At 41.0% G+C, this 21,101-nt stretch carries 21 protein-coding genes and 1 pseudogene; 11 read left to right on the top strand and 11 right to left on the bottom strand.

Annotated elements, in window-relative coordinates; genetic code table 11:
• Positions 1-34: 34 nt before the first annotated feature.
• From CXF95_RS27835 to CXF95_RS27845, 3 genes are all read right to left on the bottom strand, one after another.
• Positions 35-1,378: a TldD/PmbA family protein gene (locus CXF95_RS27835; RefSeq protein ID WP_101201647.1), complete on the bottom strand. Its 1,344-nt coding sequence runs from the start codon at positions 1,376-1,378 to the stop codon at positions 35-37.
• A 30-nt stretch (positions 1,379-1,408) separates the two neighbouring features.
• Positions 1,409-3,037 (bottom strand): TldD/PmbA family protein, encoded by a 1,629-nt coding sequence (locus CXF95_RS27840; protein ID WP_101201648.1) that lies wholly within the window; start codon positions 3,035-3,037, stop codon positions 1,409-1,411.
• Positions 3,038-3,200: 163 nt separating this feature from the next.
• A complete protein-coding gene (locus tag CXF95_RS27845; protein WP_101201649.1) occupies positions 3,201-3,851 on the bottom strand; it encodes a GDSL-type esterase/lipase family protein in 651 nt (216 codons plus the stop codon).
• A gap of 166 nt (positions 3,852-4,017) precedes the next feature.
• Between CXF95_RS27845 and CXF95_RS27850 the strand changes: the two genes are divergently transcribed.
• Together CXF95_RS27850 and CXF95_RS27855 are read left to right on the top strand one after the other, a co-directional pair.
• Positions 4,018-4,326: a type II toxin-antitoxin system RelE/ParE family toxin gene (locus tag CXF95_RS27850; protein ID WP_101201650.1), complete on the top strand. Its 309-nt coding sequence runs from the start codon at positions 4,018-4,020 to the stop codon at positions 4,324-4,326.
• 34 nt (positions 4,327-4,360) lie between these two features.
• Positions 4,361-4,657: a HigA family addiction module antitoxin gene (locus CXF95_RS27855; RefSeq protein WP_101201651.1), complete on the top strand. Its 297-nt coding sequence runs from the start codon at positions 4,361-4,363 to the stop codon at positions 4,655-4,657.
• Positions 4,658-4,893: 236 nt separating this feature from the next.
• Here CXF95_RS27855 and CXF95_RS27860 read toward each other — a convergent pair whose 3' ends face one another.
• From CXF95_RS27860 to CXF95_RS27870, 3 genes and pseudogenes are all read right to left on the bottom strand, one after another.
• Positions 4,894-6,453 (bottom strand): S41 family peptidase, encoded by a 1,560-nt coding sequence (locus CXF95_RS27860; RefSeq protein ID WP_101201652.1) that lies wholly within the window; start codon positions 6,451-6,453, stop codon positions 4,894-4,896.
• Between the two features lie 2 nt (positions 6,454-6,455).
• Positions 6,456-8,180: a DUF885 family protein gene (locus tag CXF95_RS27865; RefSeq protein WP_101201653.1), complete on the bottom strand. Its 1,725-nt coding sequence runs from the start codon at positions 8,178-8,180 to the stop codon at positions 6,456-6,458.
• Between the two features lie 25 nt (positions 8,181-8,205).
• Positions 8,206-8,391, bottom strand: a pseudogene (locus CXF95_RS27870) (M24 family metallopeptidase); the annotation flags it as partial.
• Between the two features lie 499 nt (positions 8,392-8,890).
• Here CXF95_RS27870 and CXF95_RS27875 point away from each other — a divergent pair.
• The 4 genes from CXF95_RS27875 to CXF95_RS29790 all read left to right on the top strand — a co-directional run bounded on the left by CXF95_RS27875 (position 8,891) and on the right by CXF95_RS29790 (position 12,718).
• The gene (locus CXF95_RS27875; RefSeq protein WP_101201654.1) at positions 8,891-10,084 is read left to right on the top strand and encodes a serine hydrolase; all 1,194 of its coding nucleotides are present in this window, start codon (positions 8,891-8,893) and stop codon (positions 10,082-10,084) included.
• A gap of 273 nt (positions 10,085-10,357) precedes the next feature.
• The gene (gene zapE, locus CXF95_RS27880; protein WP_198556742.1) at positions 10,358-11,572 is read left to right on the top strand and encodes a cell division protein ZapE; all 1,215 of its coding nucleotides are present in this window, start codon (positions 10,358-10,360) and stop codon (positions 11,570-11,572) included.
• A gap of 161 nt (positions 11,573-11,733) precedes the next feature.
• The gene (locus CXF95_RS27885; protein WP_101201655.1) at positions 11,734-12,441 is read left to right on the top strand and encodes an SDR family oxidoreductase; all 708 of its coding nucleotides are present in this window, start codon (positions 11,734-11,736) and stop codon (positions 12,439-12,441) included.
• 112 nt (positions 12,442-12,553) lie between these two features.
• Entirely contained in the window at positions 12,554-12,718 is a 165-nt protein-coding gene (locus tag CXF95_RS29790; RefSeq protein ID WP_157828283.1) for a hypothetical protein, read from the top strand.
• A gap of 58 nt (positions 12,719-12,776) precedes the next feature.
• On the opposite strand, the gene gpsA is transcribed toward CXF95_RS29790, so the two are convergent.
• Genes gpsA through CXF95_RS27905 form a run of 4 tightly spaced genes read right to left on the bottom strand, consistent with a single transcriptional unit; the run spans position 12,777 to position 15,025 of the window.
• Positions 12,777-13,772, bottom strand: coding sequence for an NAD(P)H-dependent glycerol-3-phosphate dehydrogenase (gene gpsA / locus CXF95_RS27890; RefSeq protein ID WP_101201656.1), 996 nt, complete (start codon positions 13,770-13,772; stop codon positions 12,777-12,779).
• Between the two features lie 15 nt (positions 13,773-13,787).
• Entirely contained in the window at positions 13,788-14,303 is a 516-nt protein-coding gene (gene secB / locus CXF95_RS27895; protein WP_101201657.1) for a protein-export chaperone SecB, read from the bottom strand.
• Between the two features lie 22 nt (positions 14,304-14,325).
• Positions 14,326-14,583, bottom strand: coding sequence for a glutaredoxin 3 (gene grxC, locus CXF95_RS27900; RefSeq protein WP_101201658.1), 258 nt, complete (start codon positions 14,581-14,583; stop codon positions 14,326-14,328).
• Between the two features lie 16 nt (positions 14,584-14,599).
• The gene (locus CXF95_RS27905) at positions 14,600-15,025 is read right to left on the bottom strand and encodes a rhodanese-like domain-containing protein (protein ID WP_101201659.1); all 426 of its coding nucleotides are present in this window, start codon (positions 15,023-15,025) and stop codon (positions 14,600-14,602) included.
• Between the two features lie 276 nt (positions 15,026-15,301).
• On the opposite strand from CXF95_RS27905, the gene gpmI reads away from it, so the two are divergent.
• From gpmI to CXF95_RS27930, 5 genes are all read left to right on the top strand, one after another.
• On the top strand, positions 15,302-16,834 hold the full coding sequence (gene gpmI / locus CXF95_RS27910) for a 2,3-bisphosphoglycerate-independent phosphoglycerate mutase (protein ID WP_101201660.1): 1,533 nt from the start codon (positions 15,302-15,304) through the stop codon (positions 16,832-16,834).
• Positions 16,835-16,898: 64 nt separating this feature from the next.
• Positions 16,899-17,999 carry a murein hydrolase activator EnvC gene (locus tag CXF95_RS27915; RefSeq protein WP_101201661.1) on the top strand — a complete coding sequence of 367 codons (1,101 nt, stop codon included), beginning with the start codon at positions 16,899-16,901 and terminating at the stop codon, positions 17,997-17,999.
• A gap of 95 nt (positions 18,000-18,094) precedes the next feature.
• A complete protein-coding gene (locus CXF95_RS27920; protein WP_101201662.1) occupies positions 18,095-18,859 on the top strand; it encodes a divergent polysaccharide deacetylase family protein in 765 nt (254 codons plus the stop codon).
• Positions 18,860-18,868: 9 nt separating this feature from the next.
• On the top strand, positions 18,869-19,801 hold the full coding sequence (locus tag CXF95_RS27925; RefSeq protein ID WP_101201663.1) for a DUF808 domain-containing protein: 933 nt from the start codon (positions 18,869-18,871) through the stop codon (positions 19,799-19,801).
• Positions 19,802-19,983: 182 nt separating this feature from the next.
• A complete protein-coding gene (locus CXF95_RS27930) occupies positions 19,984-20,388 on the top strand; it encodes a MerC domain-containing protein (protein WP_101201664.1) in 405 nt (134 codons plus the stop codon).
• On the opposite strand, the gene CXF95_RS27935 is transcribed toward CXF95_RS27930, so the two are convergent.
• On the bottom strand, positions 20,385-21,092 hold the full coding sequence (locus tag CXF95_RS27935) for a glycerophosphodiester phosphodiesterase family protein (protein ID WP_101201665.1): 708 nt from the start codon (positions 21,090-21,092) through the stop codon (positions 20,385-20,387). The genes CXF95_RS27930 and CXF95_RS27935 overlap by 4 nt on opposite strands.
• Between the last annotated feature and the right edge of the window lie 9 nt (positions 21,093-21,101).

Below are 21,101 nucleotides of genomic sequence, written 5' to 3' on the forward strand. Positions count from 1 at the left end.
CACAAACTATTCTGTGTAACTTGTGGCTAATTGTTTATACCGCGTCAGATAAACTGCTGAAAGTAAAATCTCTGATTTTCATCGGCGGGATCATATTGCCGTCGATACGTTCAGGTTTACCTAAGGCTTCAATATTGTTTAACATCACTATCGGACTTTCGTTAAAACGGAAGTTTTTGATGGGATATTTTATTTTGCCATCTTCAATATAGAATGTGCCATCGCGGGTTAACCCGGTATATAGCAAGGTTTGTGGATCGAGTGAGCGAATATACCAAAGGCGTGTGACCAAAATGCCTCTACGGGTATTTTTTATCATCTCTTCTAAGGATTCGTTGCCCCCATCCATAATGATATTACCTCCACGAGGAACGTAAGCCACCCCCGTTTTTTTCGCCCAATAAGGTGAATTAGGCATATTGACTACTGTGCCGTTTTTGATCCAATCGGTGCGATTGCGTGGGTAGCCGTCTCCCGAAAAAGGGGCTGCTGGAGCAATAGGGTGGCTCGGGTCAGTGTAAATGTTGACTCTTTCATCAAACATTTTTTGGCCTAACTTATTTTTAGGGGCTTTTTCAGCATCTTCGCCTTCTTTTAGTTTGTAACTTAAAAAGCTACGCCCTTCATCCGCGCCTCTTTGAGCAAAATTACGCACCATATTGCCTAATAATCCAACGCTAGCTGCAGGCTCTAAAATCACGGTGTATTTGCCTGGCTCCATCGCTTTGGCGTCAACCGAACCTTTAGACTTTTGAATCGCAATGCTTGACGCTTTAGCGGTGTCTAACAATGAATAATCGCTAAAGTTACGTGTAACCCAACCAGAGCCTTTACCGTCTTCGGTGCGAATAGTCACAGAAAAGTCTACATCTGTAGATTTATTATATGCGAACAAACCTTTGTTATTTATTATGGCGCTAAACGTCACAAACTCTTCTAAAAAGCCTGCAGCAACCAGTTTGTTCTTTTTCGACGGCACTATGCTGTCTTCGGCAGCTTGTGCTCTATTTTCAGGGGTGACATTTGCTGTGGACTCAAAATAAGTTTTAGAAGGCGAGTATTTTTGTGGTCCAAATAAAGGCATATGTTCTGCATTTTCAGGTGCCAGTTTGGCTAACTCTTCAGAGCGGCGCACTACTTTTTCAAGTGATGCATCGTCAAACTCGTTGATAGTCGCGGTGCCGGTTTTTTTGCCAAAAGTGGATTGTACTGCTAGCACCAGATCGCTTTCTTCGCCAGCTGTAGAGACAGTATTTCTGGCATAACGAATGTTGCCGCCTATACTGCCATCTAAGTTACATTCAATTTCGTCAGCTTTAGAGTATTTTAATACTTTGGTCAGTAACTCTTTGGCGTTTTTTTCAGATAAAATAGTCATAATTTGAATTCCTTCTAAAGGGTTACCGACTTACACATTACGCGCAGTGTTGATGACGTTAATGTTGTTGAATCTCGTAGTCGGACAACCATGAGAAACCGCGCTAACCTGTGAAGGTTGACCTTTACCATCAAAGAAAGAACCACCCACACGATAATCTGATTTGCCAGCCATTTGGGTGCAACTGTTCCAAAATTCTTGGGTGTTGGACTGATAAGCCACATCTTCAATCTGATCAGTGATTTTTCCATCTTTGATTTCGTAAAACAGTTGCCCACCAAATTGGAAGTTGTACCTTTGTTGATCGATTGAGAACGACCCACGACCTGCGATATAAATACCATTTTCGACGTCTTTGATTACATCTTCAGCTGAAATGTCTTTTTCATTAGGTTTTAAAGATACATTGGGCATCCGCTGAAATTGCACATCACGCCAGCTTTGGGAGTAACTACAACCATGTGATTCGTTTTGGTCAATCATATGGACTTGATCGCGCGTCGCTTGATAGTTAACTAAAATGCCGTCTTTGACTAAGTCCCAGTCTTTGGTTTTGACACCTTCATCATCATAAGCAACATTGCCTAATGAATAAGGTTGGGTTTTATCTGCAAACAGGTTAACCCTGTCAGAGCCATATTGAAATTTGCCACTTTTCCATTTGTCTAAGGTAGCAAAACTGGTGCCTGCATAATTGGCTTCGTAACCTAATACTCTATCGAGTTCTAAGGGATGCCCAACCGATTCATGAATGGTCAACATAAGGTGTGCAGGATCTAACACTAAATCGTATTTGCCCGGCTCAACTGATTTTGCTTTCAGTTTTTCTTTCAGTTGCTTACCTGCAGCAGCAGCATCTTCAACCAAGTCATAGGAGTTGTTATACCCCACGTTAGCACCCGTAATTTTGATTTTATCTTTTTCTAGACCATCTAAATATTCGAAGCCCATGCCCACAGGATTGCCTAAACCGTTGCGTTGTTTAAAGCCATTTTTACCTATGCCAGTGGCGTAAAACGGTGCCCATAAGCGGTGCACATCTTGATCAATATAAGAGCCGTCTGTTGAGGCAAAATATTTTTGTTCATTCACTAAAAATAGCATGGAGGTAATGTAGTTAGCACCATTATCCATGGCAGCAGCGTTAGCTGCGAGCAACAAATCAGCTTTGTCTTTAATGGGCACTTCCATCGCATTTTTGGTGATAGGTGTTTGCCAACTCACTTCACCCACACCTTTAACAGGTGCAAGCTTAACCGGCATTGTCTGAAATTTAGAGTTGGCTTTAGCCACGGCGACTGCACGTTCGGCCGTTTTAGCCACGCTGTCTGGGGTCATATTTGAAGTAGAGGCAAAACCCCAAGTTCCATTTGCGATTACGCGAACACCAATACCTGCTGACTCAGTATTAACAATATTATCGACACGGGTTTCACGGGTGGTTACAAATTGGTTTAGATAGCGGCCAATACGTGCATCTGCATAGCTTGCTCCAGCCGATTTAGCTGCATTAAGAGCAATATCTGCGAGCTTCTTTTTATAGGCTACGTCCATGGGTTTATCTAACATTTGCTCTGCTGAAATGGCGATGCCAGTTATGGGCAGCATTAATGCGCCCACACCTACACCTCCGATTTTAATAAAATCGCGTCTTTCCATTATTGTTTCCTCTGCCGTTGTTTTTTATATTTATTATTAATCACATCAGTGTATTGCATTGTTTGAATGGCACTCAATAGGCTAAGAACAGTTATTTGACTCGAATACGTAACAAACCGTTACATAAATGTAAAATTTCACACAGTTGGAATATTAGAGGGACTTAGTTATGCTCGATATAGGATAAAATAGCATGACCCCATTTATGATATTGGGTGGCATTAGGGTGAAGTAAATCAGGCATAACCGATTCCAGTAATACGCCATTCTCAGTCAGAAATTGGTGGTTGATATCTAACCAATGTATTTGTTTGCCATCGGTAAATGTTTTGATTAAAGCATTGCTAGCATCCACTCGCTGGCGCATGGGTTTATTAGTGTTTCTACTACGTGGAAAGATTGCCATAAGCAATACTTTGCTTGTTGGCAGCCGATGACGTAATTCATCTAATATTGATTGAACACCTGCCGCTATGTCTTCTGGAGCATCAAGTCTATGCCCCGCGTTATTCGTACCCATTAACAAAACGACCCATTTGGGTGACAGACTGTCTAACTCACCGTTTTGTATACGCCACAACAAGTGTTCGGTTCTGTCCCCAGCAAAACCAAGATTAAATGCCTTGGGATGCACAAAATGTTGTTGCCAATATTCCTCTCCTTCTACTTCCCACGCATGAGTGATTGAGTCTCCGAGAAACAAGATATCGATAGGTTGGTCACTGGCCTTAAGCTCCTTCAGTTTTTGCTGGTGGCGTGTTAGCCACCAGTCTTCAGTGCGAGGTGTAGAAATAATGGATAAAGGTTTTTTCAATGTACATTGGCTTTTGTTTATTGTTTTATTTAGAAAGTACCGCTTAAAACAATTACTGATGATTTAGCAAGAAGCCATTTTAACCTACCTAGGTTTCAAAAGTTATGCATAATTTGATAAGTGTAAACTATTGGTTTACACTTTGTATTCAGACCAAGGAGCGTAAATGGCAATTAAAAGTTTCTCTCATAAAGGACTGAAAAAGCTGTTTTACAAGGGCGATAGTAGTGGTATCCAGCCGATCCATACTGACAAACTTGTAATTATGTTAGATATCATTCAAGCATCTCACTATCCAAAAGATATGAAAGCTATATATGGACCTAAATTTAGGGAAAAAGTCGGTTCGGGAGCAGGAGTTTACTCAGTAGACGTGAGTGGTAACTGGCGAGTGACGTTTGAAATCGAAGATGATGGTGCTGTTCTGCTTGACTACCGTGACTATCACGGAAAGCAGATCAAAGCGAAAAAATAGGATCCAAAATCATTTGGAAAGTAAGGGGAATAAAATGGAAAAAATGACTAGATGTCCCACCCATCCTGGGCTTGTATTTAAAACAACTGTGTTGGATGAAAACAATATTACAGTATCTAAAGCGGCAGAAGCCCTTGGGTTGTCAAGAACTACCATGAGTAGGTTTTGCAACGGACGTACTCCTTGCACGCCTGATATAGCGCAAAGAATAGCGTTGTCGATTGATAGTAATGTAGCCGTTTGGATAAATCTTCAAGCAAATTATGATGCTTGGTTTGCTGAAAATAACGAAAAGCCCCATGTTCAGAAACTGCTAAACGTTGCTGCATAATGATACTTCGAAAACTCCAAGAACCTGTTCGAAAATGGGTTTGTAAAGAGTGTGATATCAGCAACTTTTTCAGTCTTGGAATTCAAAGACTGAAAATTCACCATGGCAAAAAATGTGTTTCAAGTACGGTGTGGATGAGTTGGAATAAATGAATTACCCAGCTATTCTTCGCTGGTGGCGTGTTAGCCTCCAGTCTTCGGTGCGCTTAGTTGGTATAATAGCTAGATGTAGCAGGGTCACTTCGATGAAACCAACTGAAGAGCGCGCTTAATGTTGTCTTCTTCTATCGATAAGTAATTAGATTTATTCACGTCAAACTCGATATCCAAAACATTAGTATTTCCCTCAAGCCTAATGCCATTTAATGACACTGTTCGTGTAACAGGGACTCGATACTCAAAAAGCAACTGGCCTTGAGAAAAATCTTGTTGCAAACCTTCTCCGCTAATAATTGACGCGATCTCCCCATCAGACATGAGGATTACATAGACCATTAACCTTGCATATGTGCCGTCAGTCGACGGCATTTGCCCCACTACTTTTGCATTAGAAAATGCCTTTAAGCGCCAAATTAAATCGTCGCAGGAACTCACACATCTGCTATTGGTTATCAATACCAACCGGTTAAACTTAATATGATTTGGGTTCGATTTAATCAATGTTGGTAAACATGTGTTTGAGCCCCGACAAAAGTCACCACGTGCAGGTAGAAAGTTGTTTTCTTTCTGGTTTTCTTTTAATTGAGCAAACCAATCTTCGGCATAGTCACTGCCATAAAACATGGCTTGGCGAATACTCGTTTGGCTAATCTCACCTATATTTTTGTATTCGACTAAGTTATCCACAAATCCATTTGCCGTTAGAGCAGCAACCCAAGGTGTGTTTTCGGAGCCGCCACCGTTGTTTTGCAAATCTATGAGTAGGTTTGCGGCTGGTGTTTTGTTGATGATTGCATTAATGGAATTAATATCTGTACACATACCTACTTCAAATGGCTTTGAGCAATAAAAATCGTCAAATTTATTTCCCCAATTATCGAATTCTAGAATTTTTAGCAAATAATCTTTTTTGTATCTGAATAGGCAAGACTGCGCACCCTGAAATATAAGTTTAAGGTCAAGTATATTCCTATATTTTTCACATCCTTTAGACGAGGGCTTTGAAGCTATTGATGACGAATGTTTATCAAACAGTTTTTCACTGCCATCGATGTAACCCACGGTAATTTGTTTCTGGCTCTCTGCGAACCGATAGCCCTTAACTATATATTTCGTGAAACGATTTAGGCAGCCTTGTTGATGTAAGTCGTTGCAATAATAATTTACGAATTTTTCAAAAATGTCTGCAATAGGCCGTCCGTTCAATGACATGATTGACTTATCTGTTTGAGTATCAAAAAAGCTTAATTGTGGGTAGGTATAGCCAAGTGGGATAGCAGGCCACGATGGCCTTCCTTTTGGGGATAATGTTCTGATTTCTTTGGCCACCTCAACGTAAGAATGTAAATTGGTGATCCCATAGTGAAAGCTATCTATGGCTAACACGAAATCAGTCCAATTTCTTGCCTGACTAATTGAAGTTCTCAACCAATTTTTATAAGTATCCCATTTTACAGAACGACTACGATCTCTAACATCAATGGAGATCGCATCCAGTCTTTCAAAATTTGCAATAAGTTGATCAGCAACCGCATCAAGCTGGCGCTGATCTAAGTATTTTTGCTTTTCCTGTGCGACACTTACAAAAGTGAATATAAAAAGCAGAAACGTGCAAGCAATCTTTTGATGCCTTGTCATGTTTACTTATCTATCTGTGTTTGTATCCAATCGTTAATCACATCTTCCAGCACCGCCATAGGCAATGAACCTTGCCCAATTACAGTATCGTGAAAGCTGCGAATATCGAACTTTTCACCTAATGTTTGTTCAGCCTTGGCTCGCAATTCACGAATTTTGATTTCACCCATTTTGTATGACAACGCTTGACCCGGCCATGAGATGTAGCGATCAATTTGGTTCTCTACTGATTTTTGGGGCAGCGCGGTATGTTGTGCTAAGTAATCGATGGCTTGCTGGCGGCTCCAGCCAAAAGCATGAATGCCAGTGTCTACTACTAGGCGCACGGCGCGCCACATTTCATAGCCTAAGCGGCCAAAGTCGCTATAGGGGTCTTGGTAGAATCCTGCTTCTTTGCCTAAACGCTCTGAATATAAGCCCCAGCCTTCGCCAAAGGCTGAATGACTCAGGGTGCGCCTGAATTCGGGGACATCTAACTCCATCGCTATGGCATTTTGAAGATGATGCCCAGGTACCGCTTCGTGCAGACTGAGCGCCTCTAGGTTATAAAGTGGTTGTTGTTTTGGTTCAGAGGTTAAAAAGTAAGTCCCCGGTGTGCGATTGTCGGGTGGCGGCATATAAAATGCGCCTCTAGAAGCGGAACCTTTAATGATGAAGGTATTGCGGGGTAGGTGACCAAAAAATGTGGGTAATTTGCCATACATTTTCATGGTGATAAAGGCGGTTTTTTCGAGCACATCTTGTGGGTCTGCTGCATAAAACTGTGGGTCGGTCGCCAAAAATTCCAAGAATTCAGCGTAACTTCCTGTGAACCCTACTTGGTCAATAATTGCCTGCATCTCAACACGAATTCGCTTAACTTCGCTTAATCCCAAATCATGGATTTGTTGAGGCGTGGCATCGGTAGTGGTGTAGTAGTTGGCTGTGTAGGCGTAATAATCTGCACCCCCTTTGGCACTGGAAATGCCAGGCTCTTTACGACAGTTAGGCATATAGTCGTCAACAAAAAAATCGTAAAAATTCTGATAGGCAGGTACCACTGCCGATGTGATTAACTCTATCGCTTTTGCACTATAAATGCTTTTCTGTTGCGGAGTAAAAGTACTAGGGAAGCGGGTGAAGGGTTCAAACAGCGCACTGTTTTTGGGGTTTTTGACTATGTGCGCACTGATCGTTTGATGGTAATCCTTAAAACTTTCGCAGTGATGCACATAACCAGCAGTTAAACCGGCTTGCATCAAGTTGATATTTTCTTGGTTAAAGCGTGGATAGTCAGCCAAACTGGTTAAAAAACTGTCGTAATCGTTACTGGTTAAAAATGCCATATTGGCAGGTGCTTCAGCAAAGTAGGTATGCCAACCACTTAAAAAATTCACCGGGAAATACTTATCTTGGTATTGGTGACTTAGGGCTTCCGTTTCCCGTTCATATTTAAATAAACGGTAATTCATTAACTGTTTTTCGCTCAGGGTTTTTGTATCAATTTCGCCAAGGGTGGCTAATACCTGAATATTATAAGCTTCTCGCCTAGCTAGGGCCTGTGGTGTAAATTCGGCTAATTTGCCGTTAGGTTTCCAGCCATCAGGATCGGTGCGAAAGAATACCTTTTCCTTTTGAGCATTTTGCCAATGCTGGTCGATGATATCTGTTAGATCTTTATTTGAGTCAGCAAAGGTGTGCCAGCTAAGTGCTGTGAAAGTGAATGCGGTTAATACTTTTTTAAGCATAATGTTCTCTTGTTTTTTATTGTTATTAGATAGGATAAGCGGCTAGTTTGCCAATAGGGGAGGCTAAAGAGTCCGGTGGTACAGTAAACCACTGGATACCTTTGTCTGTCATATACACACAATCTTCTAAACGCACCCCAAATTCACCGGGTAGATAGATGCCAGGTTCATTCGAAAAACACATTCCTGGTTTTAAGGTTTCGGCAGCGCCACTGGCTATTAAAAACTGTCGTTTATTCAATTCCATGTTTGGCCTTGTGAGAGTGAGGAGCATTACTTCAAAATACAGACTATTACAAATAATCTGTATTTTGAAGCGGTTTGCTTAATGTGTAGTAGCAGAATATTGCTCTATCCGTAGCGTTGCCCTTACATCTTTCACATTTTTAATTGATAACGCAAAAGTGAAGATTTACTGATAGTTTGACAGTTGAGTTATATTTAAAATTTCCCTATTTTGTTCAGCCATTGGTTCAGCCTTTTAAACATCTTTTGTTTGTCTACTGGTTAATATTATACCGCAACTCAAGTACATCGTTTATTTTTCTAGGTTCTGCTATCTTGGACGCTCAGCATATAAATCATCCTAATAAATGTGGCTGCAGTGAAATATTGCAATCGATTTTGCAGGCTCTCAAAACTGAGAATATATTATACCGCTAATTGTTAATGTCGTATTTTCATCTCGCCAACAAAAAAGACAAACCTATATGAGCAAAGCATTTAAATGGATCGGCGTCACGGGTATAACTCTAGCCGTCTTAGGTAGTATCGGATGGTGGTCGATTGGAGCGGATTGGCGTGCGCTTTTGTCTGATCCCCCCCGAGACACCAATATTTTGTTTTGGTCCCAAAGTCAGCGTGATGCAGGTTTTAAAATGATGGATAAATTACCATTATTGGTTAAATCGAACCCTATAGAGCCCAGTTCAATCGTCAGGGAGTTACCTGAAGGCGAACCGTTAGCATTTGATATGGATATGGATGATTTTTTTGCCAAGCAGCATTTGGCCGGTGCGCTCATTCTGCATAAAGGCAACATTCGCTATGAGCGATATGGCATTGGGCTTTCGCCACAGAAACGTTGGACCAGTTTTTCAGTCGCTAAATCCTTGACTTCGAGTCTGGTGGGCATTGCTTTAAAAGAAGGTTATATCAAAAGTCTAGACGACAGTGTTTCAGACTATATCGAAGGTCTGAAAGGTTCGGCCTATGATGCTGTCACAATAACGCAGTTGCTCACTATGACATCGGGGGTTAAGTGGAATGAAGACTATTTTGATCCACAATCTGATGTAGCAAAATTCAATAATCATGTTGCGAACGACGGTCTTCCTAGCATAGTGAGTTACATGAGAAAGTTGCCCAGAGCCTATCCTGCTGGGGAACAGTGGCAGTACTCCACCGGAGAAACTAATCTTATCGGGATTTTGGTAGGCGAGGCGACGGGACGCACTTTGTCACACTATTTGACCGAAAAAATTTGGAAACCTTTTGGTATGGAAAACCAAGCAAGTTGGCTGCTAAGCCCCGATGGGCCAGAAATTTCCGGTTGCTGTATTCAGGCAAGTTTGCGTGATTTTGCTCGATATGGTCTTTTTGTACTGGAGGATGGCAAAATACAGGGGGCCGCCACTTTGCCCGATGGTTGGTTTGAAATGGCTACCAGTAAACAGGCTGATATTGGCAGTTCCGGCAAAGGATACGGTTATCAATGGTGGACATTCGACGATGGCAGCTTTACCGCCCGGGGTATTTTTGGGCAAACTATCTTTATCGACCCCAAAAGGCAACTTGTGGTTGCCATGAATGGTAATTGGGAAAATGCCACCGAACCTGAACTCAATAAACAACGTTTTGAATTTATAGACAGGGTTCGCGGGATCATTGATCAACAGGACTAGTCCACTCAACAGCGCGGAACTGGATTGAAGATATTTACAGAGACATCAGCCATGGTAACCTTACGTTAATTAAGCTGTCTGTCTCTGTCATATACTTTTTGAAGCACTGCAATAAGTTGCATTTAAGACAGGCGTATCATGTGCAATTAGTGTACTTGAATGGCAAGGGCTGAGTGAGTTTACACTCATAACGTATTGATTTTACTTGGCTTAGACACTATAACTCGCTACAGTGATTGTCTGAACTTTAGTGACAAATTTGAATTTTTCATCCTGCCTGAAGGCTCAAGTATTATTGTATCACTAACAAATCAATCTCCCCTTGAAGTGTACCAATCACAATTGGGCGATAAGCTTGTTGACGATCCATCTCAACAAGCTGCAATAAAGGCCTTAGATGTCCTATTTGGCAATTTAACAAAACGTAAAGCTCCATCCTGTTCGCCTATCAAAGGGTTATACCTATGGGGTGATGTGGGTCGAGGTAAAACCTACTTGATGGACTTGTTTTATGATTGCCTGCCCGATGAGGGCAAGTTGCGGTTGCATTTTCATCGTTTTATGGCGCGTATTCATCAAGCGCTGAACGAACATTCGGGTGAGCAAGACCCTTTAGTTAGGATTGCTCATGATTGGGCGAAAACATGTCGAGTGTTATGTTTTGATGAGTTTTTTGTTTCTGACATTGCCGATGCCATGATCTTGGCAGGCTTATTTGAATGTTTGTTTAAACAAGGGGTGGTGTTGATTGCCACATCAAATATGCCAATCGAAGATTTATACAAAAACGGTTTAGCTCGGCACAAGTTTTTGCCCTGCATTGCTTTGTTGCAACAACATACCGAGATGCTACATCTCAATGGCAAACTTGACCACAGGTTACATTCAACAAACCCAGAGATAACTACGCCTGCCATAAGCGGCCCATCATTGAATATGGGTATCAAAGGCGAAATCGATTTTGAGGCGATCTTCTTGGGATTAACTCATACCATTGCCCATCAAACTATCAATACCAGCAGTTTAAACATCTGTCATCGAGAGATTCCGGTGATCCGAGCCACACCGGGCGAAGTGCCCAACTCAGTGGCCTGGTTCGACTTTTCTGCCTTGTGTGATGGTCATCGCTCGCAGTTAGATTACATGGACATTGCTAATCGTTTTAGCACAGTGATGCTCAGTGATGTGCCCTATCTTGGCGGTGAAGTTCGCGGCTGGATCAAGGCCCGTGGTACAGAGGATGGCATAGGCGACAATCAAGCCATGAGTACCGGAGAACGGGTTGTGTCTTATGCCAGTAGCGACAATAGCGCCAGACGGTTTATCAGCCTAATTGATGAATTGTACGACCAGAATGTCATCCTATATTTAAACTCTGATGTTCCTTTAGCTGAGCTTTATAAAGAAGGCGCATTGCTGTTTGAATTTCGCCGAACTTATAGTCGGTTGATGGAAATGAGTCAGGTGGATGTTCAATCATCAACCTGAACTCTGAATTAGACGTGCCGGCACACTAAAAATAATTTAATAAAAAACAGTATGTTAGATAGTTTTTTTTACATAATTAGGCCAATAAATGCATTCAGTGCTGATATTATTGAGCCAATAATTTTCTGCCTATTAATGGGCCTCAAAACAGGATGTCGATAATGAGCAATATAGTCGTATTAATCACGGGTACCAATAGGGGTATAGGCTTCGAATTGACTAAGCAATATCTTTTAGATGGTTGTCGGGTTATTGCAACCTGCAGAAATATTGAACAAGCGACTGATTTAGTATCGTTACAAGAAAGGTTTGTTGAAAATTTGATTATTGAACCTATGGACATATCGTCTCCAGAGACTATCCAAGGGTTGGCTGATAAGCTTGATAAACGTGATATTAAGATAGATTTAATCATCAGTAATGCAGGCTATCTGGATCGTGAAAATAAAAGTATTTACGCTATAGATTACGCGGCCGCTGAACAGAGTTTTAAAGTGAACTCTGTTGGCCCTCTATATTTGGTTCATTGTTTTTTACCCCTTATCAATCAAGAAAGATTATGCAAAATAATATTCATATCTTCTGCCATGGGGTCATTGACGCTTGAGCAGAACGTAGATTGGTATGGTTACCGAATGTCTAAGGCTGCAACCAATATGTTAACCGTCAATTTATCTCAAGAATTAGGTCAAAATAAGATTGTTGTTGCCGCCATTCACCCTGGTTGGGTACAGACTGATATGGGTGGTCACAGTGCAGCAGAAAGTATAGAGGATTCAACCTTAGGCATTATGAAGGTGGTTAATGGATTATCTATTAATGATACGGGGCATTTTTATAGTTTTAATGGTGAAATATTACCGTTTTAAAAGGTCTAACAAGGATTTCACCCTGAAAAATATCAATTGCCTACGTCTACTTACATATTGATAACAGAAACGTCGGGGTGGTTCTATTGTCAGTTATGAGCAATCCAAAGATATGGCTGCGGCGCTAAAAAAAGCTAACAAAGAAGACGATTTAGAGATAATTGAGTTTGGTACTCATTATCTAGATGATGCCTTAAATAGGGAAAAAGCCATGTCGAAAATGGACCAATTTTTGGTTGAAAACTTACTCGAACTTGGACAGTGTGAGGCAGTGTAAATTACATTAAGTTGATCTGGACACTGTTCAATTAACCCTGTCGTAAACTTATCCGCTCTTATTCAGATGTTGGGTCTCGGCTCAATAGTGTAAGAGCCGCTTCTTTAGCTGATTTATTGTGATATAGGACCTGGTAAATTTGTTCACATATTGGCATTTCAATGCCTACACGTGAAGATAGGATGTGTACCTCTTTAGTATTTCGGTATCCTTCAACTACTTGACCTATTTCATTCATTGCTTCTTCAATGCCAAGGCCTTTGCCTAAAGCTAATCCAAAACGTCTGTTACGGGATTGGTTATCGGTGCACGTGAGGACTAAATCACCTAAACCTGACATACCCATAAAAGTGGACTGCTTGGCGCCCATTTTAACACCCAGCCGGGTTAATTCAGTCAACCCTCTAGTTATCAGAGCTGTTCTAGCGTTAGAGCCAAAGCCTAAGCCGTCCGATAGACCTGCGCCTATGGCTATAACGTTTTTAACCGCTCCGCCTAGTTGTATGCCTATGAAGTCATCATTTCTATAAACTCTAAAGGATTTGGAGCAGTGAAGTTTATTAGCAAACTCTTCGGCAAGGTTTTCATTTGTAGAGCTTAATGATATGGCGGTAGGAAGGCCGGCCACCATTTCTTTAGCAAAGGTTGGGCCTGATAATGCTGCAATTGGTGTGTCGTTACCTAAGATTTCTACGGCAACGTCTTGTAAAAGTCTACCTGTTTCAGGCTCTAAGCCTTTAGTTGCCCATATAATTCTATGATGAGGAGTCAGGTAGGGTTTGGCTTGTTGTAGTGTCCTGGAAAATGCGTGGCTGGGCACAACAATTAGAATATCTTGACTATTGACTATGGCTTCACCTAGTTCGGACTCTATCACTAGATCCTTGGGAAATATGGCGTTAGGCAGATACTTTTGATTGCATCTGTCCTTAGCCATTAATTCCATTTGCTGCTGATCACGACCCCACAAAACAGTTTTTACGCCATTACGTGAGAGGCAAAAAGCGAGGGCAGTACCGTATGATCCTGCCCCTAATACACAAACCGAATTCATTTAAAATCAGCCAGCTTATGCGTCTAGTTTTTGCGGTGCTTGTTCATTAGCTTGAGCTTGTTGAGCACGTTTTTGCATATAAGCTGCAAAAATGGAGTTGAAGTCGACAGGTGCCAAGTTTAGTGGTGGGAATGTACCGCGGTTCACTAAATTAGAGATGGTTTCTCTGGCATAAGGAAACAAAGTATTAGGACAAAATGCGCCAATCATTTGGGCTTTGTTTTGTTCTGGCATTTCGCCAATCATGAATATGCCAGCTTGCTGTACTTCACATAGAAATGCGGTTTCTTCACCAATTTTAGCGGTAACAGTGACAGATAAAGTCACTTCATATAGGTTTTCACCTAGAGGGTTGCTCTTTGTATCTAAGTCTAACTGTACCTCTGGCTTCCATTCTTTTTGAAACATTGCAGGTGAATTAGGTGCTTCAAATGAAATATCTTTAGTATATATCCTTTGGATTGAAAATTGTGGGCCTTGCGCCGCTTCTGGTTGCGCTGCAGCTTCGTTTGGTTGATTCTCTTCAGCCATGATACATCCTTTAATTGAGTTGTTAGTAAGTTAATAAACTGTCTAGTTGGTTTTTTGCTTCTAATGCAAATAATTCATCGCAACCGCCTACATGATAATCTTTGATGAAAATTTGTGGAACAGTCGATTTACCTTTTGAGCGTTCGATCATTTTGCTGCGTAATTCGGGCATCACATCAATTTCAATTTCATTAAAACCTATTGCTTTTTTGGTCAACAAAGCCTTAGCTCTATGACAATAAGGGCAATGACCTTTAGTATAAATATCAACTTTACTCATATTTATTTCCTGCAATTTATTTGGTGACTGGTAGATTTGCACTTTGCCAAGCACTAATGCCACCTTTTAAGGTCACCACATTTTCAAATCCTGCTTTGAGCATTTGAGATGCAGTGCGTTTCGACGTCATGCCCATAGCACAGACAACAATAATGGGTTTGTCTTTTGATTTTTCAAGTGTTGAAAAGTCGCCTTTAGTCACTAACTCAGCTTTGATTTGTTTAGAACCTAAAATATGTCCTTTTTTAAAATCCGCAATTGGGCGAATATCCAAAATATAGGCATCTTCTTTGTTCATTAATAAAGTCGCTTCATGTGTGCTTAATTCTTTTAATGATGAAAGCTGGCTTGCCACTGTGGTGTATATCAGTGCTGCTAAAAGTGCAGCGAACAAACCAGATAAAATATAGTGATTAATGACAAATTCTACCATTTGATCCATAACAGGTGACCCTTACAGGTGAGTAACTTAAAAAAATGAGGCCAAAGTATATAGATTTTGTGTGTAGAAACTAGTCCTAGGGTGTATTCATCGGTGCGACAAAGAATAACTTATTGTTATACATTTGGTTTTTTAAAATGATTTAGCCGTGACGTGCATTGCGAGTAAGGATAACATGAGCTTATTATCAAGGTACTAGGCCATGTATATCCATTTACAATCAATCCTAGTATGAATCACTACATTAATTAATCGTTTCATCTATAGGACAGCATAATGACTCAAACTAAAAAGACCACCGCATTGATTATTTTAGATGGTTGGGGTCATCGCGAAGAACTAGAAAGTAATGCGATCGCTTATGCTAATACGCCAGTGTTAGATGGCTTGTGTAATGACTATAGCAATACCTTAATATCTGGGTCAGGATTAGACGTTGGCTTGCCTGTGGGACAGATGGGTAATTCTGAAGTCGGTCATGTAAATTTAGGAGCCGGGCGTGTGGTTTATCAGGACTTTACGCGGGTAACTAAAGCCATCGAAGACGGTGACTTTTTTGAAAATTCTGTACTTACAGAAAACCTAGACAGAGCTATACAAGCAGATAAAGCAATCCATGTCATGGGGTTATTGTCAGCCGGTGGGGTGCATAGCCATGAAGACCATATTTTTGCCTTCTTGAAATTAGCCGCAAAGCGCGGCGCAAAAAAGTTATATCTTCATGCCTTTCTGGATGGCCGCGATACACCGCCACGAAGTGCAAAGGGACCATTGCAGTCAGCTGATGCCGTGTTTGCCGAGTTAGGCTTAGGTAAAACAGCCAGTGTCATTGGCCGTTATTATGCGATGGACAGAGATGCCCGCTGGGACAGAGTCGAAGCTGCCTATAATTTAATTGCTCATGGAACAGGAAATAAGGTTGCGACTAGTGCTATTGAGGCGCTAGATGCTTCATATCAACGTGAGGAAAATGACGAATTTATGCAAGCCACCGTTATAGGTGATGCGGTACCATTGGAAGATGGGGATGCTGTTTTCTTTATGAACTTTAGAGCCGATCGAGCCCGTGAAATCAGTCGTCCTTTTGTGGAAAAAGATTTTAGTGATTTCAATAAAGGTAAGCACATTGAGTTAAGTGCCTTTGTCACCCTAACTCAATATGCCGAGAGTATTGATGCCCCTGCAGCGTACCCACCTGTACCTTTAGTCAATGTAATGGGTGATTGGTTAGCTCAGCATAATAAAACGCAATTGCGTATATCTGAGACTGAAAAATATGCTCACGTCACTTTTTTCTATAGCGGTGGACGAGAAGAATTATATGCAGGTGAAGAGCGTATTTTAATCCCATCACCTAAGGTCGCAACTTATGATCTGCAACCAGAAATGAATTCTGCTGAATTAACCGATAAGCTAGTAGCAGCTATAGATTCTGGTAAGTTTGACGTCATTGTTTGTAATTACCCTAATGGAGACATGGTCGGACATACTGGTAACTTTGATGCAGCGGTAAAAGCTTGCGAAGCTGTTGATGCTTGTGTCGGTAGAGTAGTTGAGGCGATGAAACGTAATGGAGGTGACTGTTTAATCACCGCTGACCATGGTAACGCTGAAAAAATGCAAGATGAACAGACAGGGCAAGCACACACAGCACACACCAGTGAACTAGTCCCCTTTATTCACGTTGGACAAAAATCAACTGTTAGAACCGGAGGCACATTAAGCGATGTGGCCCCGACTATGCTGTATCTAATGGGGATGGAACAACCTCCAGAGATGACAGGTACTCCAATAGTTACACTGGACTAATCAATTGAGATTGATACCGCACAGGTTAATCCAAGGGAAAAACCGAACTCACAGGTTTTTCTTATTGGTAATCTTATGTAGTGTTTTTTTTGTATTCATTGCAAAAGCACAAGAACAGTCAGATCTTGAAAGTATTCAAAAACAAATAAAAAATAAACAGGCACAAATTAATCAACAACTAGAGACTGCCAAGAAACTCCAAGACACCCTGAAAGTCGTTGAAATACAGATTGCTAAATCAGCTACAAAACTCAATAAAACAGAGCGTTCCCTCGCTAATAACCAACAACAACTCAGTGTATTGCGTAAACAACAAAAGGAATATTTGGCATCCTTAGAACAACAAAAATCAGTATTAGCCAAGCAAATCCGCAGCGCCTATATGACAGGCAATTATGACTTTGCGAAAATGTTATTAAATCAACAAGATGCCGCGAATTTTGAACGTACTATTACTTACTATCAATATTTGAATAAAGCTCGGAAATTGCAGATAGATAGCTTTAACTTGTTAGTCAAAAATCTGCAAAAAGTGAATGCCAAGTTGATTGACAATCAAAGTGAGCTAGAACAGTTAAAAGGTAAACAACTTGAGCAACAACAGGCTTTAAAGGCGAACCAAACTGAAAGGGAAGGAACGCTTATAGCGATGCAGAACGCTATCGAATCTGACGAAGCAAAAATTGCCCAATTACAAATCAATGAAAAGAATTTGCTCGAAGCATTAACTCGAGCGCAGCAACAAATTGACCAACAAGACGTCACTTTAAGTGGACTTAGTGCCCTTAAAGGCCGCTTATTAATGCCCGCCAAAGGTAACCTTAGAAAAATGTTTGGTCGGTTTAGGCAAGGTCAAATTAAATGGAAAGGGGTGGTGATAAACGGCACTGCAGGAGACTCTGTGATTGCCGTACATCATGCTAAGGTGATCTATTCTGATTGGCTTAGAGGTTTTGGCTTAGTGACTGTACTGGATCATGGAGATGGATTTATGAGTCTTTACGGTCATAACCAAGCGTTATTAAAGCAAGCGGGTGAGTCGGTTCAGGCGGGTGAAGCCGTTGCTCTTCTAGGGCAAAGTGGAGGGCAAAGTCGACCAAACTTGTACTTCGAAATTAGACACAAAGGAAAGCCTATTAACCCTATTAATTGGTTAAAGCTTTAGTTCCTTGGTGTATTTAAACGATTCAATCCTAGTAAAAATACTTGATGTGATTATAATCAAAGTGAAATGCTGTCGGGTAAAACAATAATAAAAACATGCGTTTATTCCTAATTAGTTGTTTGTTGTGTATCAGTTGCTCTGCTAGAGCGGCCCAAATCGCCTTGATCATTGATGATATGGGAAACAACCGACAAGATGCGGTTGCCTTTGCATTACCAGAAAATGTGGCATTTGCGATTTTACCGAATAAACCCCTCTCTAAGCCTTTTTCCAAGCGTGCCGCAGCTCAACAACGTGAAGTGATGTTACATATGCCAATGGAATCGTTGGCGGGTAATAACCAAGAAAAAAATGTATTGCTTTCTAGTATGCGACCTAATCAAATCCTACATATGTTAAAAATAGCTTTGTCTACCGTGCCCGATGCCGTTGGCGTTAACAATCATATGGGCAGTAGGCTGACTCAGCTTTCATTACCGATGTCGATAACTATGGAGTTTCTGTCTGAGCATGGGTTGTTTTTTGTTGATAGTCGCACCACCAGATATAGTAAAGCAGAAGTGATTGCCAAAAAAAATGGCGTTTTAAGCACTAAACGTAATGTGTTTATTGATCACACTCCAAGCCCCGAGCAGATTGATATACAATTTCATCGTTTACTGCATTTATCTAAAAAGTATGGTTACGCGGTAGGTATTGCCCATCCCTATCCACAAACCTTAGAATATTTGAAAATACATTTAGACAAACTTCAACAACATGGCATCAAATTGGTTAAATTAAGCGACATAGTGTCTTCAGAGGTCTCTTATGCTTATCATCCTAAAGCTGAGTCAAAACCCATCTCTCCCGCCTTGTAAGGAAATATTATGCCTGCTGCTAATCTACTTGCTCTTATAGACGATATTGCCACCATTTTGGATGATGTGGCTATTTTGTCGAAAGTTGCCGCTAAAAAAACGGCTGGCGTGTTGGGAGACGACTTAGCTCTGAATGCTGAACAAGTTTCTGGAGTGAAAGCTGAACGTGAATTACCTGTTGTATGGGCTGTAGCAAAAGGCTCTTTTCTAAATAAATTGATTTTAGTGCCATCTGCGTTATTGATAAGTGCATTTTTGCCATGGTTAATCGTGGTGTTGTTGGTTATCGGCGGGTTGTATCTATGTTTTGAGGGTGTCGAAAAGCTGGCGCATAAATTTATTCACTCCAAAGATGAAATAGACAAAGAGCACGCTCAGAAACTAGAAGCTATAGCCGATCCTAAAATTGACTTAGTGGAACTTGAAAAAACAAAAATAAAAGGGGCCATTAGAACTGATTTTATCTTATCTGCCGAGATTGTAGTCATTGTACTCGGTACTGTACAAGCAGAGTCCTTTGCAACCCAAGTGACGGTTGTATCATTGTTGGCTTTAGGTATTACTGTGGGTGTATATGGTTTAGTCGCTGGAATTGTAAAGCTGGATGATGCAGGTTTGTATTTGCTAAGAAAATCTGTGAGCGGCACCTTTAACGGCATTCAAAGATCCGTAGGAAGGGGGCTATTGATTTTTGCACCCTTTTTGATGAAGACATTATCTGTAGTCGGCACAGCTGCCATGTTTTTGGTTGGAGGCGGTATTTTGGTACACAGTATTCCTTTCATTCACCATTTGCTCGAACCCATCTTACACAGCGTTGAATCGATTAAGGTTGTAGCCTCTATAGTGCCTATTTTACTTGATGGTTTAGTGGGTATCATTGCTGGTGCACTGGTTTTACTAGCCGTTACCTTAAGCCTTAAAATGATTAAAAAACCTTAGTCGTCTTCTCTCAACCTATTCTTGAACGGGATAGTGATTAGGTAGCTACCGAGTATATTTTTGCCTGCACTCATTAAAGGTTTGGCTTTCTTGCTACTACCTCTCAAAATTTTAAGCATAAATACTTGTAAATTGCATGAAATGTTATATTATAACGTTTCATGAAGTTGAGGTATTTATTAATGCAAGTAACTAAAGATAAAACGCTGTTTGACCGACTAGGCATTTGGGCCTCCAGTTTGTGTGCGTTGCATTGTCTGTTATTGCCTATTCTCATTCCACTCATTCCATTTGTTGGCGCGTCATTTTTTGCTCAGGGTTGGTTTGAAAGAAGCATTTTGTCACTTTCAATGATCATTGGGTTTTGGGCGTTGTTCTCAGGATTCTATCGTTATCACAGACAGCTTTATCCGTTATACAGTCTAGTATTGGGCGGTATAATTTATTGGAATAAAGATATGTTTGGCGAGTCTTATGAACCTTTCACTATTGCTGTTGGTGCCTTTTTAATTGTTGGCGCGCACATAGTGAATTTGAAATTATGTCAGAGCTGCCAAGATTGCGATTCTGGATGTGCTAGCTCTTAGGGTTTCTTAGCATTTGCAGCTAGAGCTTGTTTAGCTTTAGCTGGCCCGTTACTAAATACAGCATCTACTCCCCATGCTTTTAATCTAAGCAGGTCTGCAGGCTCATCAACCGTATAAACAAACATTTTCAAACCACGATTGTGCGCATCTATTACAAAAGCCTTATCAACAAAACTAATCTCAGCATTAACTGAGTAGGCTTGCAGCTCTTGAGCAAATCGCGCGTAATCTAATGGGGTACTGGCAGTTAGTGCACTAACTTTGATATTGGGCGCAATACTTTTAAAAGCCAACAACAGATGGTGATTGAAAGATGAAACGATAAATTGCTCAGGTTTGAAATTTAACTGGCTGACCGCTTTGTTAATACACAGATTCACTAGCGAAACATCATCCACACCCTTCATTTCAATATTTATCAAACACTGCCCTTGTACACGTTCCAATACTTGCCAAAGTGTTGGCACAAATTGGCCTTGGCCTGCGTCTAATGTTTGTAATTCTTCGAGAGTATAATCAGATAATAGGCGATTGCCGTTGGTGGTTCTACTGACCCATCTATCATGAATAACCACTAATTCATTGCCGAGTTGATAGACATCTATCTCAATGCCATCAGCTTGTTGGGTCAAGGCTTGATCAATCGCTAATAAAGTATTTTCGGGGGCGTCGGCGCTGGCACCCCTATGTGCGAATATCAGCATAGTGTTAGC

Origin of the sequence: Paraglaciecola sp. MB-3u-78 (assembly GCF_002835935.1) — a bacterium.
GTDB lineage: Bacteria > Pseudomonadota > Gammaproteobacteria > Enterobacterales > Alteromonadaceae > Paraglaciecola.

Coding starts and splice junctions, on each gene's coding strand:
- CXF95_RS27875 (WP_101201654.1), top strand. CDS start 8,891: ATGAGCAAAGCATTTAAATGGATCGGCGTCACGGGTATAACTCTAGCC.
- CXF95_RS27930 (WP_101201664.1), top strand. CDS start 19,984: ATGCAAGTAACTAAAGATAAAACGCTGTTTGACCGACTAGGCATTTGG.
- CXF95_RS27905 (WP_101201659.1), bottom strand. CDS start 15,025: ATGGATCAAATGGTAGAATTTGTCATTAATCACTATATTTTATCTGGT.
- CXF95_RS27860 (WP_101201652.1), bottom strand. CDS start 6,453: ATGACAAGGCATCAAAAGATTGCTTGCACGTTTCTGCTTTTTATATTC.
- CXF95_RS29790 (WP_157828283.1), top strand. CDS start 12,554: ATGGCTGCGGCGCTAAAAAAAGCTAACAAAGAAGACGATTTAGAGATA.
- CXF95_RS27840 (WP_101201648.1), bottom strand. CDS start 3,037: ATGGAAAGACGCGATTTTATTAAAATCGGAGGTGTAGGTGTGGGCGCA.
- CXF95_RS27850 (WP_101201650.1), top strand. CDS start 4,018: ATGGCAATTAAAAGTTTCTCTCATAAAGGACTGAAAAAGCTGTTTTAC.
- CXF95_RS27885 (WP_101201655.1), top strand. CDS start 11,734: ATGAGCAATATAGTCGTATTAATCACGGGTACCAATAGGGGTATAGGC.
- CXF95_RS27835 (WP_101201647.1), bottom strand. CDS start 1,378: ATGACTATTTTATCTGAAAAAAACGCCAAAGAGTTACTGACCAAAGTA.
- CXF95_RS27935 (WP_101201665.1), bottom strand. CDS start 21,092: ATGCTGATATTCGCACATAGGGGTGCCAGCGCCGACGCCCCCGAAAAT.
- secB (WP_101201657.1), bottom strand. CDS start 14,303: ATGGCTGAAGAGAATCAACCAAACGAAGCTGCAGCGCAACCAGAAGCG.
- CXF95_RS27920 (WP_101201662.1), top strand. CDS start 18,095: ATGCGTTTATTCCTAATTAGTTGTTTGTTGTGTATCAGTTGCTCTGCT.
- CXF95_RS27865 (WP_101201653.1), bottom strand. CDS start 8,180: ATGCTTAAAAAAGTATTAACCGCATTCACTTTCACAGCACTTAGCTGG.
- gpmI (WP_101201660.1), top strand. CDS start 15,302: ATGACTCAAACTAAAAAGACCACCGCATTGATTATTTTAGATGGTTGG.
- grxC (WP_101201658.1), bottom strand. CDS start 14,583: ATGAGTAAAGTTGATATTTATACTAAAGGTCATTGCCCTTATTGTCAT.
- CXF95_RS27855 (WP_101201651.1), top strand. CDS start 4,361: ATGGAAAAAATGACTAGATGTCCCACCCATCCTGGGCTTGTATTTAAA.
- gpsA (WP_101201656.1), bottom strand. CDS start 13,772: ATGAATTCGGTTTGTGTATTAGGGGCAGGATCATACGGTACTGCCCTC.
- CXF95_RS27925 (WP_101201663.1), top strand. CDS start 18,869: ATGCCTGCTGCTAATCTACTTGCTCTTATAGACGATATTGCCACCATT.